At 71.8% G+C, this 14,711-nt stretch carries 17 protein-coding genes; all 17 read left to right on the top strand.

Features of this window, described 5'->3' with window-relative positions; translation table 11 throughout:
* The first annotated feature begins 1,244 nt into the window (after positions 1–1,244).
* The 17 genes from ABT041_RS03490 (at position 1,245) to ABT041_RS03410 (ending at position 14,709) form a co-directional block, all read left to right on the top strand.
* A complete protein-coding gene (locus tag ABT041_RS03490) occupies positions 1,245–1,703 on the top strand; it encodes a hypothetical protein (RefSeq protein ID WP_351178262.1) in 459 nt (152 codons plus the stop codon).
* Complete coding sequence (locus ABT041_RS03485; protein ID WP_351178259.1) at positions 1,700–2,890, top strand: hypothetical protein; 1,191 nt, start codon at positions 1,700–1,702, stop codon at positions 2,888–2,890. Before ABT041_RS03490 ends, ABT041_RS03485 begins: the two co-directional genes overlap by 4 nt.
* Positions 2,891–2,920: 30 nt before the next feature.
* Entirely contained in the window at positions 2,921–4,192 is a 1,272-nt protein-coding gene (locus ABT041_RS03480; protein ID WP_351178256.1) for an MFS transporter, read from the top strand.
* 42 nt (positions 4,193–4,234) lie between these two features.
* Entirely contained in the window at positions 4,235–4,729 is a 495-nt protein-coding gene (locus ABT041_RS03475) for a hypothetical protein (protein WP_351178253.1), read from the top strand.
* 99 nt (positions 4,730–4,828) lie between these two features.
* Positions 4,829–5,254, top strand: a complete 426-nt coding sequence (locus tag ABT041_RS03470) for a hypothetical protein (protein WP_351178250.1) — start codon at positions 4,829–4,831, stop codon at positions 5,252–5,254.
* The gene (locus tag ABT041_RS03465; protein WP_351178247.1) at positions 5,251–6,096 is read left to right on the top strand and encodes a relaxase/mobilization nuclease; all 846 of its coding nucleotides are present in this window, start codon (positions 5,251–5,253) and stop codon (positions 6,094–6,096) included. Before ABT041_RS03470 ends, ABT041_RS03465 begins: the two co-directional genes overlap by 4 nt.
* A 14-nt stretch (positions 6,097–6,110) precedes the next feature.
* Positions 6,111–6,764 carry a hypothetical protein gene (locus ABT041_RS03460; RefSeq protein WP_351178244.1) on the top strand — a complete coding sequence of 218 codons (654 nt, stop codon included), beginning with the start codon at positions 6,111–6,113 and terminating at the stop codon, positions 6,762–6,764.
* A 23-nt stretch (positions 6,765–6,787) separates the two neighbouring features.
* A complete protein-coding gene (locus ABT041_RS03455) occupies positions 6,788–7,546 on the top strand; it encodes a hypothetical protein (RefSeq protein WP_351178847.1) in 759 nt (252 codons plus the stop codon).
* 16 nt (positions 7,547–7,562) lie between these two features.
* Positions 7,563–7,970 carry a hypothetical protein gene (locus tag ABT041_RS03450; RefSeq protein WP_351178241.1) on the top strand — a complete coding sequence of 136 codons (408 nt, stop codon included), beginning with the start codon at positions 7,563–7,565 and terminating at the stop codon, positions 7,968–7,970.
* 278 nt (positions 7,971–8,248) lie between these two features.
* Positions 8,249–8,629 (top strand): hypothetical protein, encoded by a 381-nt coding sequence (locus ABT041_RS03445; RefSeq protein WP_351178238.1) that lies wholly within the window; start codon positions 8,249–8,251, stop codon positions 8,627–8,629.
* Positions 8,626–9,426 carry an SPDY domain-containing protein gene (locus tag ABT041_RS03440; RefSeq protein ID WP_351178235.1) on the top strand — a complete coding sequence of 267 codons (801 nt, stop codon included), beginning with the start codon at positions 8,626–8,628 and terminating at the stop codon, positions 9,424–9,426. Before ABT041_RS03445 ends, ABT041_RS03440 begins: the two co-directional genes overlap by 4 nt.
* Before the next feature lie 31 nt (positions 9,427–9,457).
* Entirely contained in the window at positions 9,458–9,814 is a 357-nt protein-coding gene (locus ABT041_RS03435; RefSeq protein WP_351178232.1) for a hypothetical protein, read from the top strand.
* A complete protein-coding gene (locus ABT041_RS03430) occupies positions 9,805–10,647 on the top strand; it encodes an SPDY domain-containing protein (protein WP_351178229.1) in 843 nt (280 codons plus the stop codon). The genes ABT041_RS03435 and ABT041_RS03430 overlap by 10 nt, the downstream gene beginning before the upstream one ends.
* A 170-nt stretch (positions 10,648–10,817) precedes the next feature.
* Positions 10,818–11,240: a hypothetical protein gene (locus tag ABT041_RS03425; protein ID WP_351178226.1), complete on the top strand. Its 423-nt coding sequence runs from the start codon at positions 10,818–10,820 to the stop codon at positions 11,238–11,240.
* Positions 11,241–11,242: 2 nt separating this feature from the next.
* Positions 11,243–12,022: an SPDY domain-containing protein gene (locus ABT041_RS03420; RefSeq protein WP_351178223.1), complete on the top strand. Its 780-nt coding sequence runs from the start codon at positions 11,243–11,245 to the stop codon at positions 12,020–12,022.
* Positions 12,023–12,055: 33 nt separating this feature from the next.
* Positions 12,056–13,843, top strand: coding sequence for a type IV secretory system conjugative DNA transfer family protein (locus tag ABT041_RS03415; protein WP_351178220.1), 1,788 nt, complete (start codon positions 12,056–12,058; stop codon positions 13,841–13,843).
* Positions 13,840–14,709 carry an alpha/beta fold hydrolase gene (locus tag ABT041_RS03410; protein WP_351178217.1) on the top strand — a complete coding sequence of 290 codons (870 nt, stop codon included), beginning with the start codon at positions 13,840–13,842 and terminating at the stop codon, positions 14,707–14,709. The genes ABT041_RS03415 and ABT041_RS03410 overlap by 4 nt, the downstream gene beginning before the upstream one ends.
* Positions 14,710–14,711 lie beyond the last annotated feature (2 nt).

Genomic DNA, 14,711 nt, shown 5'->3' with positions numbered 1-14,711 from the left:
TCACGGCAACCCCACGCTTCTGCGCCCTGCCAGCGATCTCGGCCAGGGACGGTGTGTCGGCTCGACGGCGTAGGTCGCCCAGCCACTCCAGCCAGGTCCGCAGCGGCCCGTCCGGCACCGCATCAGGGATCGCTATTGCTCTGGACGCTGAACCCGGCACTGTGCCCTCCCTCACCGTGGCACCGAAGACTCGGTTCACCACGATTCACCACAGTTCTTTGTGCATCACAGCGTATCGCCTTGAAACATCACCGCGGAGGGTCCTGGAAGCTCAACTCACCTGCAAGCGAGGAGAGGTGAGCGACATGAGGCTAGGCAAGGAGTGGTGGCGAACTGTGCGATACGCCATCGCAGAGGGGTCCCGGACGGCGCGTCTCATCAGTGTCCTGGTAACGCTTGGCATCATCGTGGGGGCACTGATCATCATCAGTAACGGGTTCTCGGTGACGGTTGGCTGAGACGCCGGCAACGGCTGAGCTCCTCCCGTAGGTGTGGAGGGGCTGGCCGAGACACCAGCGCCGGGGAACTGACGCCTCGATTCTGCTGAGCGGAACATAGCTGCCGATCGCCGGTTACCCAAACCGGCGATCCTGCAGACCATTGTTCCTCCCACCGCTACACGCCCACGTTCGGTGCGGGAAGCCCCGTAAACCTCTGCCCCATCACCGAAGGACAGCTCATCCACAACGCACCATCACCCGCCACCGGCCGCCCCATTACCCGAGGTGGGCCGAAAGGCGAGTACCAGCCCCGCTACTCGCAGCGACCACTAAGAATGCCCGAGCAGAGCGTTCTGCTCATGATCGGCACCCGCAAGCAGTGTCCATCACTCGCGGAATCCCGCATTTCTGCTGGAACCCGTGCTCACCAAACTGAGGCCCCTACAGCGGATCTGGTCCACGGCTGACACGCGGGGCGCCCCGTCGCTCCGACGGGGCACGGGCGTCGTCGGCATCGCCACGGGCGAGCAGCGCCCGGTCGCGCCGCCTTGTGGGGGGCGGACTTCCTGCGGTCGACAGGCGGCGTCGGCCGCCTGTCGGCAGGCTCCGACGAGGCCGCTGTCGTCCCTCGTCCACCTACGGCCCACCGGCAGCGAGACCTCCCTCCGCCACGCCGGCCTGAGCGTGCCCCACCGCCACCGGCTCTCGCTGCTCCCACTCCACTGCCCCCTTCGCGCTGCCTGTCCTCCGCATGACAGCCGCTGATCAGCTCCACCACCGACCCGTGAGGAGAATCCCGCCCCTTTGCAACCCGGCACCCACTTCGCCTTCGGCACCCACAAGGACTACGGCTTCGTCGCCTCCTTCACCACCTCCATGCCCGCGCACCTCGCCCACTGGTTCCTGGAGCGAGAGCAGTTCGAGCCCGTCCCCGGGGAACCCCGGCTGTACCGGCTCGTCGAACCCGAGCACGACGGCCCCCGCCGCACCCGCCAGGCCGTCCACGACCTGCGGCGCCAGGGCTACACGGTGCACGCCGACATCGCTCTCGACCCCGCCGCATCGGCCGGCCCGCCGCGCCCGGTCCGCTCGAACGGACTGCAGGAGCGGCGCAGCCGGCTCGCGCAGGCCGCCGCCGGCCGAACCACGCAGCGCTCCGCTCCACCCACCACCTCCCCGCCGGCCACCCGGCAGATCCCGCCGAGGCCCACCTACGCGCCCACCGTCCACCTGACAGTCGCAGGAGGCGGAAGAGTCCGATGACCCCCGAAGGCAACCCGCCCCCGGCCGACTCCCCGCCGGCAGTGCTCGACCTCACCGATCGGGCCCGCAACTTCCGTCTGCGGATGGCGATCCTCGACCGCGAAGCCCAGACCGCGCTGAACATGACCCGCGACCGCTACGGACGTACCGTCCACCCAGACGCTGCGGCAGAGGTACGTGCCCACCGAGACAGGGCGGCCGTCGAGGTGTACACCACGTATCTCGCGCCGTGCGCCGATGCCCTGCTCGATACCGCCCGTCGTGCGCTCGACCAGTTGCCGCCCGCCCGGCATCTGGACGGGTGGCGGACCGTGCTGGACGGTCTGGCCTCCTCCACCGCGGCGATCCGCCGGGTGCTCGACCGGCCGACCGCGCCCGGCCCTGCGGGCGAACGCGCCCAGCACAAGGCCCTGTGGCCGCACCTCACCGCCTGGGCGGACCACGGCTTCATCGCCAGCCACCTCGCCGACCTCGACCAGCGCCAGCAGCACAAGGCCCCGCTGACCGTCGAAGAGCAGCAGATGTGGACCGAGCTGGCCAGGGCCGCGCAGAGGCGGGGCGAGCTGGAGCTCACCGAGTCCTGGTACGCCGCGGACGGGCAGCCGATCACCCTCGCCTACCTGGTCGAGGGCGACGACTCGACGGTGGTCGCGCTGAGAGGCGACCCGGACGCACCGGGCTGGCAGGTGATCGGCCACTACACCCACGAATACGAAGCCGGCCAAGTGCTGCCCGCCCCGGTCCCGCCCGGTGTCCTGCGGGCCGACGTCTCGGAGTTCAACCGGGCCGAGCCCGCGCCCGAGGTGTCGCTGCAGGAACTCATCCAGAGCGTCAGCGAGTCCCAGCACGCCGGTGACGCCTCCAACGCGCTGCTCAGCGCCACCCAGCGCGGCCACGACGCGGGCCCGATGGTCCGCCTCCAGGAACTCCTGGAAACCGGCGCCCAGTTCGCCGGTGCGCTGGGGACGGTCCAGGGTCGGCAGGTCGCCGCCCGGCTCTCCGCACTCGGTCGGCAGATCGAGTTCCTCACCCGCGAAGTCGAGGAGGCGGCCGAGGACCTCGGCGCGACCGTCGCCGTCCTGCCGCCGCACCGCACACCCGCGCCGCGCTTGCGCCCCGGCCCTGCCGTGCGCACCACACCGCCCACGCCGCCGCCTCGCACCAGCACGGCCGCCCGCCACCGCTGAGGCGGCGCCTCCTTCGAGAGAAAGCCCTTCTTGTCCCTGACCGCACCCCCGGCCCCAGCCCCGCGCATCACCTACCGCGCGGTGCTGGGCAGCCCGTACGCCGCCCGCCTGCTCGGCGGCACCCTCGCCGGCCGCCTCCCCAACGGCATGGCTCCCGTCGCCATCGTCCTGTGGGCCACCACCAGCGGCGGCAGTATCGCCTTCGGCGGGCTGCTCAGCGCCTTGTACGGGCTGTCGTCCGCACTGGCCCAGCCGGTCAAGGGACGCCTCATGGACCGCCACGGCCAGACCGCGGTGCATCTTCCGGCCGCCCTGCTCAACTCGGTCTTCCTGGTGGCGCTTCCCCTGGCCGGACCGTACGGCGGACCAGGTCTGGCCACAGGCATCGTCGTCGCCGGCGGCCTAACCACGCCATCATTGGAGGCAGGGCTCCGGGCACTGTGGCCGAGCGTGCTGCCCGACCACCGGCTGCGGCACGCCGCCCTCGCTCTCGACACCGGCACGCAGGGCCTGCTGTACATCGCCGGCCCCCTGCTCGTCGCCGCGCTCGCCTCCGCCTACAACCCCACCGTCGCACTCGCCGTCACCGCCGCCCTCGGCCTGGCCGGCACCGTCGTCGTCGCCTTCGCGCCGCCGTCCCGGCGCTGGCGCCCGACACCGTCCGCACAGGCACCAGCCGGGATGGTGCACCGGTTGGCCAGCCCCGGTCTGCTGCTGCTGTTCGTGTCCCTCGCCGGGATCGGGTTCGCGATCGGATCCATGAACGTGTGGGCGATCGCCATGGCCAGGCACCACGAGCAGGCGCTGCTCTCCGGGATCCTGCCCGCCGCGTTCTCGACCGGCAGCTTCCTCGGTGGCCTCTTCTACGGGCGACGCCGCTGGAGAGGTACCACCACGGATCGGTTGATCGGCGGCGGAACCTTTTTCCTGGTCGGTTGGCTCCCGCTCGTTGCTCTCCCGGGCCCGTACGCGGCCACCGCCGCTGTCGCCTTGCCCGGTGTGTTCCTGACCGTCGTGGTCACGTGCGCCTACGTGACCACCGACGCCCTGACCCCCGCGGGCCGTACCAGCGAGGCGTACGCGTGGCTGATCCTGTCGATCGGCGCTGGGCAGTCCGTGGGCACCGCGCTGGCCGGACGCCTTTCCGAGCAGCCCCTGGCCACCGCAGCGCTCCCTTCCGCCGGCGCGGCCTTCGCGCTCGTCGTCCTGCTCGCCGCGCGCCGTCGCCTCGGTGCCTCCGGATGCCTGAGCCGCCGCGGGCGGCACCGCCGCCCGCCCGGGGGCCAGCACAAGACGCCCTGATCCAGGGCACCCATTTTCCAACTGTTTTGAGGAGATCTGTCGATGGCCGTCCGTACGAAGTGGACTGTTGAGCACTCGTGCTCCCACCAGGTGATTCATGACCTGTCCGACCGCCCCGCCGACCGGCGGGCCGGATTTGCCCGCTGGCTCGCCGGCCGGGACTGCACCGACTGCTGGAAGGCAGCCCGCGACACCGATACGAAGTCCAAGGAGGAGTGGCTCGCGGCCAAGCGGGCCGCAGAGCAGGAGGCTGCCGCCGCATGGGCGAAGCAGTTCGACATGCCGCAGCTGGAGGGACCGCAGAAGGCCCTGGGCTGGGGTGAGCGATCCCGTCACCAACTGATGGTGTCCGCGCACACCGCACTGGTCGTCGAGGGGTCCTGGGACGAGGCGGACTGGGCGGAGCTGGAAGACAAGGCCCGCTCGATCACCCGCGCCGGGTGGTGGATCGACCGCGATGCGGAGGGCTCTGACCTGCTGGAACTCCTCGACGCCGCCGGTGAGGACGACCGCGGGACGGAGAACCCGTTCCGCTGACGGCGGCGGAACATAGCCGACGATCGCCGGTTAGCCAAACCGGCGATCCTCCGGACCATTGTTCCTCCCACCGCATCCGCCCCACGTGGAAGGAACCGCATGTCCCAGCTCCCGCCCGACCCCGTGGTCGCGCTCACTCCCGACCCGCTCACCCCGAACCGGGACATCACCCACCAGCACTTCCAGGCCGGTGACACCGTCGTCGTCCTCAAGGGGGTGGCCGGCGGCGAACTGTGGGGCGACGCGATGCGGGTGGTCGCGCCGTCCTGGCACCTGCCGACCGACGAGGACGGCTGGCGCCTGCGCGACGCGACCGGCGGGCAGCAGTCCTACATCACCGCCCACCCCAGGTACCTCGTGCACCTCTCGCGCCGCTGCCCGGACTGCCTGATCCACCTGCGGGCCATGGAGGACGCCCTCCTGCCGAAGTACCCCGGCGACGACGCCCTGATCGACTGCGGCTGGTACACCACCACCGCCGTGGGCCAGCTGGTGCACGTGGCCGACGCCCGGGCCGGCCAGTGATCCCCCGCCTGCATAAGCGGACTCACACCCCGTGCGGCCCGCTCGCCAAGGCGCTCGGGCGCCCGGTCCCGCCGAACGAGGCCCTGACCGAGCACACGGTCGTCGCTCACTGGCCGCGCCTCGACGACTCCATGTTCGGTGACGAGCAGAAGATCTGGACCTCCATCCAGTGGGCCGCGCACCTCGAAGACCCCTACCTGGAGCACTTGTTCGCTGTCAGTCTGGACGACGACCGGCGGGCGATCCTCCACCTCGACGTCCGGCTCCAGCCTGATGACCGGGATCTGACCGGCCCCGAGTGGGCCGAGGTCGCCCACCGGCTCGCCCGCGCCGCGGGCATCGAGATTCCCGGCAAGGGACACGGCTGCCGGTGGATCGCCGTCCAGGCCCAGCCCCGGCGCCTGGACCTGATCGCCAACCTGATCCACCTCGACGGTGCGTGGCACGCGCCGCCCGCCGATGTCCTGCGGCGCCTCGCGGCAGAGGCCCGCCGCCTCGAACAGGACCTGCATCTGATCCCGGTACGCACAGCACCGTCCGCGCGGACCGTCTCCCAGCTCGCGCCGACGGCGTCGGCTCAGCTCGCGAGCGTGCTCGCGCAGCTCGCCGACGAGCAGGCCGGCCCCGTGGCGACGGTCCGCGGACTCGTCGAGTACGTCGCGCACCGGATCGCCTCCCAGCCCGGCGCCGCCGGCGGCGACACCGCCCACCGCCTGGAGCTGATCGCGCGTCGCCTGCACACCATCCAGCAGGACCTGGACGCTACCGCCGACCACCTGGTCCAGCCCCGGGACGCCACCGCCCCCTCCGCCGTCCAGCGCCCCGCCCACCGAGCCCTGTAAGAGAAAGGACCCTATTGCCCCTGGTCGACCGATTCCTGTCCATCCGCCGCGACCCGCACTCCGGCAAGGTCCTCGCCCGCGGCGGAGACCCCGAGGCCCACGGCATCTTGCAACGTGCGGGCTTCGTCGCCGTCGTCCGTCTCCACGAGACCTACCACCGCGCCCCCACCGGCCTGGCCGAGCCAGACGAGAGCCGCCTCGCCACCGCAGCCGTCGCCCGACTACGAGCCGCCGGATACCACGTCGACTGCCATGAGGACTTCGATACCGACTCCCGCCCCGCCAGTTACCCGCCACTGGGCTCCTCCGTGGCCTACCTCGCCGAGCGGATCCGGCAAGCCGTCACCACGGAAGAGGCGGCCGACGCCCTGCACGAAGTCCTCACCAGAGCAGCCGACTTCCACGACGGGCTCGGCGAAGCGTCCGACCCCTACACCGCCCGGCGGCTGCGCTACCTCGCCGACGAGCACCTCCGCGTCATCCACAGCGGCCTCGCCGCGACCCGCAACGCGCTCGCCGACCGGCACGCCCTGCATCCCGGCCGCAGCACCTGCACCCAAGAGGTCCCCGCCGCCGAACGCGAACGTTCCGCGGTGTGCGCCTGCCCGCCCCCGCCGCGCACGCTTCCGGCCCCGCCGCCCCCGGTCGCCGCCGGCCTGCGCCGCTGACCCTCACCTCGCCCAAGGACACCATGCACCACCACGACACCTCCGAGCGCCTCGCCTCGTACGCCGATGTCCTCGCCGGCGAACTGCCCGACACGTGGACCAGCTCCTACCTCCCGCCGGGCGCCAAGGACGATCTCGCCGATCTCGCCGATCGCATCTGGGACCTGGACTTGGTCGCTGCCTCCCTCGCCGAGCACCCGCTGCGGCAGGCAGCCGTCCTGAGCCGCCCGGACGGCGCCCAGCTCGTCGTGCTCGAGCGGCACGACGAGCGCGACAGCTTCCTCGTCGCCGCCGTCGCCCCCCGCGCCCTGCCCGACGAGGCGTACCGCGCCGTCTTCGAGCCCAACGGCATCGCTCTGGCCGACGACCCGTTCCTGAGCGCCGAGCAGGTCGCTGGCGACCTGCTCGTCCGTTACGACAGCGCCCTCGCCCAGGTCCGGGACAACGCCCTGGGTGGTCTGCAGCCCTCCCAGCCGGACCGTCTCGTCCTGACCTGGCAGCCCGACGGCAGCATCGCCACCGCCCCCGTCGGCGAGGGAGCTGGCGCCGTCCTGGAAGCGAACGGATTCGTCCAGGACCCGCAGAGCGGCATCTACCGTCTCACCGCGGATGACACCCGGGCCCAGGCCCGCGCCCTGCGTGCGATCGGACCGCAGCTCGACGCGCTCGGCATCGGCACGGCGCTCCAGCACCCGGCCGGCCGGACCGCGCCCACTTCGGCCCCGGCGCCCGCAGCCCCCGCCCCGGTCGGCGCCCGGACGCCGACCGCCCGCCACCGTTGACCCCGAAGAGAGGCTCATGGCCAATCTGGCCGACGAATACGGCACGGACGTGGAGTTCTACGTCAAGCCGTTGACCACCACCATCCACGCTGACACCCCCACCGGCGCCCCCACCGCGCTTCACGACCTGCTGGAACGACTCGGGCTGAAGCGCCACGAGTACCCCGTCGGTGCGCCCCTCTACATCTGGCACACCGTGCCCGACGACCTCGCCGCAGACGAGCAAAGGCGCCTGGCGAGCCGCGCCCTCCCCGCCCTGCACCTGGCCGGATACAAGGTCAACTGCAGTCCCGACGTCTTCGACGAAGCCGCCTTCCAGCAAGCCGCGTACGAGGCCCGCGCCCGCACGGCCCACCCCTCGCCGCGCAACCCGGCACCGGCCCCATCCTCCTCGCGCCCCGCACCAGCCCGGCGCACCCCGTAAGACGCTTCGTGCGGCCCCGGCACCCAGCTGGGGCCGCCCGCCCAGCCCCGCCCGACTCCCGGAGAAACCCGTAGCACCCCGTACGCCCCCACCGATCACCTCCCTGCTCAAGCCCCGACTCGCGACCGCCCTGTTCCGCCGCTACCTGCGCGCTTGTATCCCGACCGGCCCCGACCAGGTCTCCCCGCTGGCTGGCGCCCGCCCGGAGGCCGTCCTCGCCGAGACCCAACGCGTCGGCCACCGACACCACCACTGACCGTCCACCGACCCGGAGGAGCATGTCCCACTCCGTCCCCTACCCAGTGAGGCTGGCCGACGAGATCGCCCGACATCTCGGCCTGCTGACCGACCACCTCGCCCAGCTCCCGCCCCACGAAGCAGTGCAGGTCATCGCTCACGTCCTCGACCCGGACGACGGACTGCTCAACGGCGTCACCGGCCTCATGTCCGTCAGCAGCACGTTCGCGAAGACGCAGGCCGAGCGGGGCGCGCTGCCGGCCGAGGTGTGGCTCGCCCTCGGCCGGGCCACCAACGACCTCGATGCCATCGGTGCAGACCTGGACGAACACCGCGCCACCCTTCGGCGCGTCGGCGCCCAGCCCACCGCAACAGCGGCGAAGCCCCCGCCCGCCCCTCTCGTCATCCGGCGGCACCGATGAAGCAGACGTGGCAGGGCTGGGGGCCGGGCGAGCAGGCCGAACAGCACTACCTCGTCGAGCCCCGCGCGCTGGCAGGCGGCGGCGACGTCCGCCACGTCTCCGAGTTCCTGCGCGCCTCAGAATGGCGGGACCACTCCAAGACCGGCGGTCCCCTGGCCATGCAGAGTCCGGACCGCACCGTCCGTATCTCCTACGACCCCTACGTCCAGCCCGGCGGATGGACCATCCACGGCGCCGCGACCGGCCGCAACGACGAGTGGTCGGCACACCTGGGCCGGCAGACCCCGGGGGAGATCATCGCCGGCCTCACCGACGCCCTCACCCTTCCACGCTCCGCGCACGCCCCCAACGTCTGGGCCCCACTGCAGGAGCAGAACTGGCACACGCGCTTCGAGGGTGGGCACTACACCGCGACCAGCCCCGACGGCACCGCGTGGATGCAGTACCACCAGAGCCCCGACGGCGAGGCGATGTGGTGGACCGGCGCGAAGGACCGCCAGGGCAACGGCTGGACCGCGAACTTCTCCCCGACCACGCCGATGCACTTGGTGCAAGCCTTCTCGGCCGAACTCGCCAACCCCGAGCCCGTGATGCGCCCGCGCGGACACGTACCGCCGAGCGCACAGATCCGTACCTGGTCGGTCTCGGTCAAGCCCTCCCAGCTCAGCGCGTGGCAGCAGGCCCGGATCACGGCCGCCCGCGCCGCCACCTGGGCCCGCAACAGCGCCAAGAGCGCCCGGCCGCGCACCACCGCCCGCCCCTACACCCCCGCGGGCGGCGCCCGGACCCGCCGCTGACCACTTGCCCACCACCGTCCCGAGGAACCCCATGCTCCCGCTCACCGCGGACACCATCCGCACCGCGACCGAAACCCTCTCCCGCCTCACCGACTACCTGCGCGAGAACCCCGACCCGGAAGAGGTGTTCGCCCTCGTCGAGCCCCTCCTGGATGAGTACACCGGTCTGCCGGTCCAGTTCGCCGACACCCTGCGCGCGCTCGCCCGCGCCCTCCAGGACCACCCGGACGTCCCCCGCACCCTGGCCGGCGACCTGTTGATCGCCGAGCTGCGCGCCGCCGCATGGGAGCAGGCCGACCAGCACTCCCTCCACGGCGTGCTCGACGGCCTCCGAGATCTGTACGGCAGTGGTGCCGAGGGCGAGCCGGAGTGCGGCCGGTGCCGCTGAGCGAGCGGCAGCTCGCCGCCTTCGCCGACAAGCACGGCGGGCAGATCCCGTTCGACACCAGTCCCCGCCACCTCGCCGGTCCTGGGGACGCCCGTCACGTCACCCATGGTCTGGCCGCCGCCGGATGGACCCGCATATCCGACCCGCTGAGTGCCGAGATCGTCCTGCGCAGTCCCGATCACCGCCACCGCCTCCAGTTCGACCCGCAGTCCGCCACCTCCGCGTGGTGGCGGCTGCGGGCCGAGCCCACCGACACCGAGCCTGGCTGGTATGCCGAGTTCGGCGCGTTCGTCCCCGCCGAGGTGCTCGCCAGCCTGACCGACGCCCTCGTCGCTCCTCCGCCCGCCGAGCCGACCAGCACGCTGCCCGTACTGGAAGCCGCGGGATGGCTCATCGACGGCCGCGGTGCCGCCGACTCCAACCCGCCGGGATGCAGGGTGGAGCGCCGCCCAGCGCAGGGCCGCGGCACAGTGTCCTGGCGCGAGGCGGGCCGGGTGGCCTGGCACATCGAAGTCCGCGACAGCCTCGACGCCTTCGTCCGTGGCCCTCGCCTGTGGCACGCCTTCCTCGACGACGCTACTCCCGAGCATCTCGTGACCGCCTTCGCCACCGCGCTCGCCGACACCACACCGCTGCAGCGCGGCATGTTCGACCGCACCGCCCACCACGGCGTCGTCCAGGAACCCAGCCCGCTCACCCCGCAGCAGACGGTCGACGCGTACCTCACCCGCGTCAAGGCCCTCCGCAGCCAGGCCCAGGCCGCCCACCGGCAGACCAAGTCCCCCATACCACCGGCGCGGTCCGCTACCACTCAACCCGCACCTCGCCGCTGAACCGACAGGAGCCTTCCCCGATTTCCTCCGCCCACCGCGCCCACCACGCTCTGCTTCGTCACCTCAACCGCTACCTGAAGGACAGCAAGAAGATCCTGGACGCCTGGGACGCCTACTCCGACGAGCACACCGACCTCGACGGCTGGCCCCACGACGACCACGCCTACGGCATGCGCGCCAGCCAGCGTGACGCCCACACCGCCGAAGCGTTCGAGCCGCTCCGGGACGGCGCCCGCCACCTGCTCGCCACGGCCGAGACGCAGCTGGGCCGCCTACCGGAACGCAGCGTTCAGGGCCGCTGGGTCTACCAGTTGGGCGTCCTGCACCACGCGCTCGACCGGCTCGACGAACTGCACGAGCAGTGGCTGCAGACCCGCGACGCCCTCCCTCCCGCCGCCAAGCCCGGCACCCCCGCATACGACGACGCCCTCGCTGAGCATCACGCCGAATCGTGGAGCTACCTCGACGACTGGGCCACCCACGGCAAGGCACTCAGCGAGATCAACTCCGCAGCCCGCCGAGCCCCTTCACCTCTGGCCCCCACACCACACCCGACCGCCGCACCCAGCCGGCACACCTCGGCACGGAGATGAGCATGCCCCCAGCCCCTGAGACCGTCGAGATCGACTTCATCACCCCGCGCCACCTCGCCGGCGGCGGCGACCCCGCCTGGATCACCGTCCCTCTCCACCGCGCCTGCGGCTGGAGTTACGGCGACGACCCCCTGATGCCGCGCGTCCTGCTCTCGAGCCCCGACCAGAAGGCCCTCCTGAGACTGGAGCCCGACCCCGACGGCCAGTGGTGGACCCTGCACCACGCCGCCGAGCCGGACCGGCCCGCCTGGTACGCCAGCTTCGGCGCCCGTACCCCGGTCGAACTCATCGCCGCCGTCACCGACACCCTCACCGGTCCGGCCCCGGCCGCGAGCGCACCAGCCGACCCGTACGAGCCCCTCCGGAAGATGGCCTGGGCACCCTCCGTCGGCGCACCGGGGTCCGTCTCACCCGACGGCACCGCGTACGTCCAGCGACTCGGCAGCACGGAGGAACCCGGTGCCTGGTTCGTCACGGCCACGCTGGGCCGTGACCGCCCGGTGTGGCAGGCCCGCTTCGGCGAGCACACCCCCGCCCACCTGGTCACCGCGTTCACCACCGCACTCGCCGACCCCCGTCCTGTGCCGCGCACCCACGGCTCGCTCGGCCTCCCGACCCGGGATCCGAGCATCGTCACGCGTCAGACCACAGACGTGCACGCCGTCCACGTCGCCTACGCCCTCGAAGACCGCGTCGAGTCTCTTGCCGGACGCCGTACGGCCCCGCCGGCAAGCCCCAGCTGCCCGCCCTGGTCGCCGCCCAAAAGCGGTCGCAGCCGCTGAGCCCTCCGCCCCCGCCCGGAAGCACACAGCCCATTGCCCCCTTCCTCCAACAGCTCCATCGACGGTTACGACTTCGTCCTGCGCCTCCTCCTCGTGGTGCTCGCCGTGGCCGTCCCCCTGTCCCACCTCGCCTGGTTGTCCGGCAACATCACCGCCCACCTCACTGGAACCGACCCGGCTCCCTATCAGCCGGCTGCCGCCCTCCTGCACCCAGAGCAGCTCTGGCCCGACGTGGGAGAAACGTCCCTGCTCATCGGAGCCCGCGTCGTTCCCGTCGTCCTCCTCCTGGTTCTCGGGGCTGCGGCAGGCGTCCTGTGGGCCCGGCACAAGAACCGCAGCGCCGGCCGGAAGAAGATCACCGGCATGGCCAAGGCCCAGGACATCGAACCGCTGATGGCCAAGGCCATCACCGACAAAGCCCGCTCCCTGCGCCCCAGCCTGAAGACTGCCAAGCACATCGACGCGAAGGACACCGGCATCCTGCTCGGCAACCTGCAGGGCAGCCGGCACGAGGTGCGCATGGGCTACGAAGACGTGGCCGTCGCCATCATGGCGCCCCGCTCGGGCAAGACCACCAGCTTGGCGATCCCCTCCGTCCTCAACGCGCCCGGCCCTGTCCTGCTCACCTCCAACAAGGCCGCCGGCGACGCCTACACCGCGTGCTACGACGCCCGGTCCCAGGTGGGGCGGGTGTGGTCGATGGACCCGCAGCAAATCGCCCACGCCGAGCGGACGATGTGGTGGAACCCCCTCGCCGACGCCAAGACGCTGGATGGCGCCGGGCGGTTGGCCGGTCACTTCCTCGCTGCCTCCGTGGACGGCAGCCAGCAGGGCGACTTCTGGTCCAAGGCAGGATCCAACATCCTCAGCCAGTTGTTCCTCGCCGCGGCGCTCGACGAACGGCCGATCACCGACGTCATGCAGTGGCTGGCCTTCCCAGCCGACCGCGCCCCGCTCGACATCCTGCGCGACCACGGCTTCGCCGCCGTCGCCGCCCAGCTCAAAGGCACCGTCGAAGGCCCGCCGGAGACCCGCGACGGCATCTACGAGACCGCCCGCCAGTACGCCGCAGCCCTCCTCAACTCGCAGATAGCCGCCTGGGTCACCCCCCAGAAGGACGCCGCAGAGTTCCGCCCGGCCGACTTCGTCACCTCCACCGACACACTGTTCCTGCTGTCGAAGGACGGCGGTGGTGGAGCCTCCGCACTGATCGCCGCGTGCGCGGACTCGGTAATGGGCGCCGCGACCGCCCAGGCCGAGCGCGCCGGCGGACGTCTCGACCCGCCGATGCTGGCGATCCTCGACGAGGCCGCCAACGTGTGCAAAATCAGCGACCTCCCCGACCTCTACTCCCACCTCGGGTCACGCGGGATCATCCCGATCACGATCCTCCAGTCCTACCGGCAGGGCCAGAAAGTGTGGGGGGACGCGGGCATGGACGCCATGTGGTCCGCCTCCACCGTCAAGGTCATCGGATCCGGCATCGACGACCCGGACTTCGCCGACAAGCTGTCCCGCCTGATCGGCGACCACGACGTCGAGACCACCTCCACCTCGCATTCGGAGTCCGGCACGTCGACCTCCGTGTCGATGCGGCAGGAGCGGATCCTCCCCGCCGACGCGATCCGAGCCCTGCCCAAGGGCACTGCTCTGTGCTTCGCCACCGGCATGCGCGCCGCGATGCTCGACCTGCGCCCGTGGTACCTGGAGCCCGGCGCCGCCGAACTCTCCGCCGCGTCCAAGAGGGCCTCCGACGGCATCACCAAGCGGGCCGTCGCCAAGCACGCACCGCGGCAGACCGACTTCGGGACCGCAGCATGAGAGCGATACGACTCCCGGACGGTGCCCGGCTCAGCACCCACGTCGACGGTCCTGCCCAAGCACCCGTGACGGCAGTCCTCGTGCACGGCCTCTCAGTCACCGCTGCCCTGTGGCGCTCTCACGTACCGCTCCTGCTCCATGAAGGCATGCGCGTCGTGCGCTACGACCACCGCGCGCACGGCTACTCCACCCGCGGCACCGCCACCCTGAGCCTCAACCAGCTGGCCGACGACCTCGCCCAGGTTCTCGATACGACAGCGCCGCAAGGACCGCTCGTGCTCGCCGGCCATTCCATGGGAGCGATGACGCTGATGCGCCTGGTCGCGCGCCACCCTCGTTTCGCGCCCCGCATTCGCGGGCTCGTGCTCATCTCGCCCCCTTACGGCGGCATCAGCACACGCACCGGCACCGGCCTTGCCCACTCGTTCCTCGCCCTGGCCCGCAGCCTTCTCGTGTCCGCGTGCACGCACGCGCCGTCCCTGCTCGACGCCGTCCGGCGGCGTCTTCCCACCACCAGCCAGTGGGCCTTGCGTCCCCACGCCCACCCGGAGTCCGGTGCAGGGCCGCTACCGTGCCGACAGGGCCTTCACACCATGGCGACCGGCGACATCGCCGCCCTGTGGCACGACCTCGCCGACCAGCAGCCCGACCCCGGTGCGCTGCGGCAGCTCGGCAGCCGGGTCCACCTCCTCGCCGGAAGCCTCGACGCCCACATCCCGCCCGAGCAGACCAGCCGCCTTGCCGCCTGCCTGCCCAGCGCCCAGCTGGACATCGTCCCGGACGCCACCCACGCGTTGCCCCTGCGCCACGCACAGCTGGTCAGCGAGCGCATCTCCCGCTGCGACGCACCCTCCCACATTCCCTAAAC

It is taken from the genome of Streptomyces sp. NPDC002825, assembly GCF_040295385.1.
In the GTDB taxonomy this organism is placed as follows: Bacteria; Actinomycetota; Actinomycetes; order Streptomycetales; family Streptomycetaceae; genus Streptomyces.
This window is presented reverse-complemented; position numbering and strand designations above follow the sequence as displayed.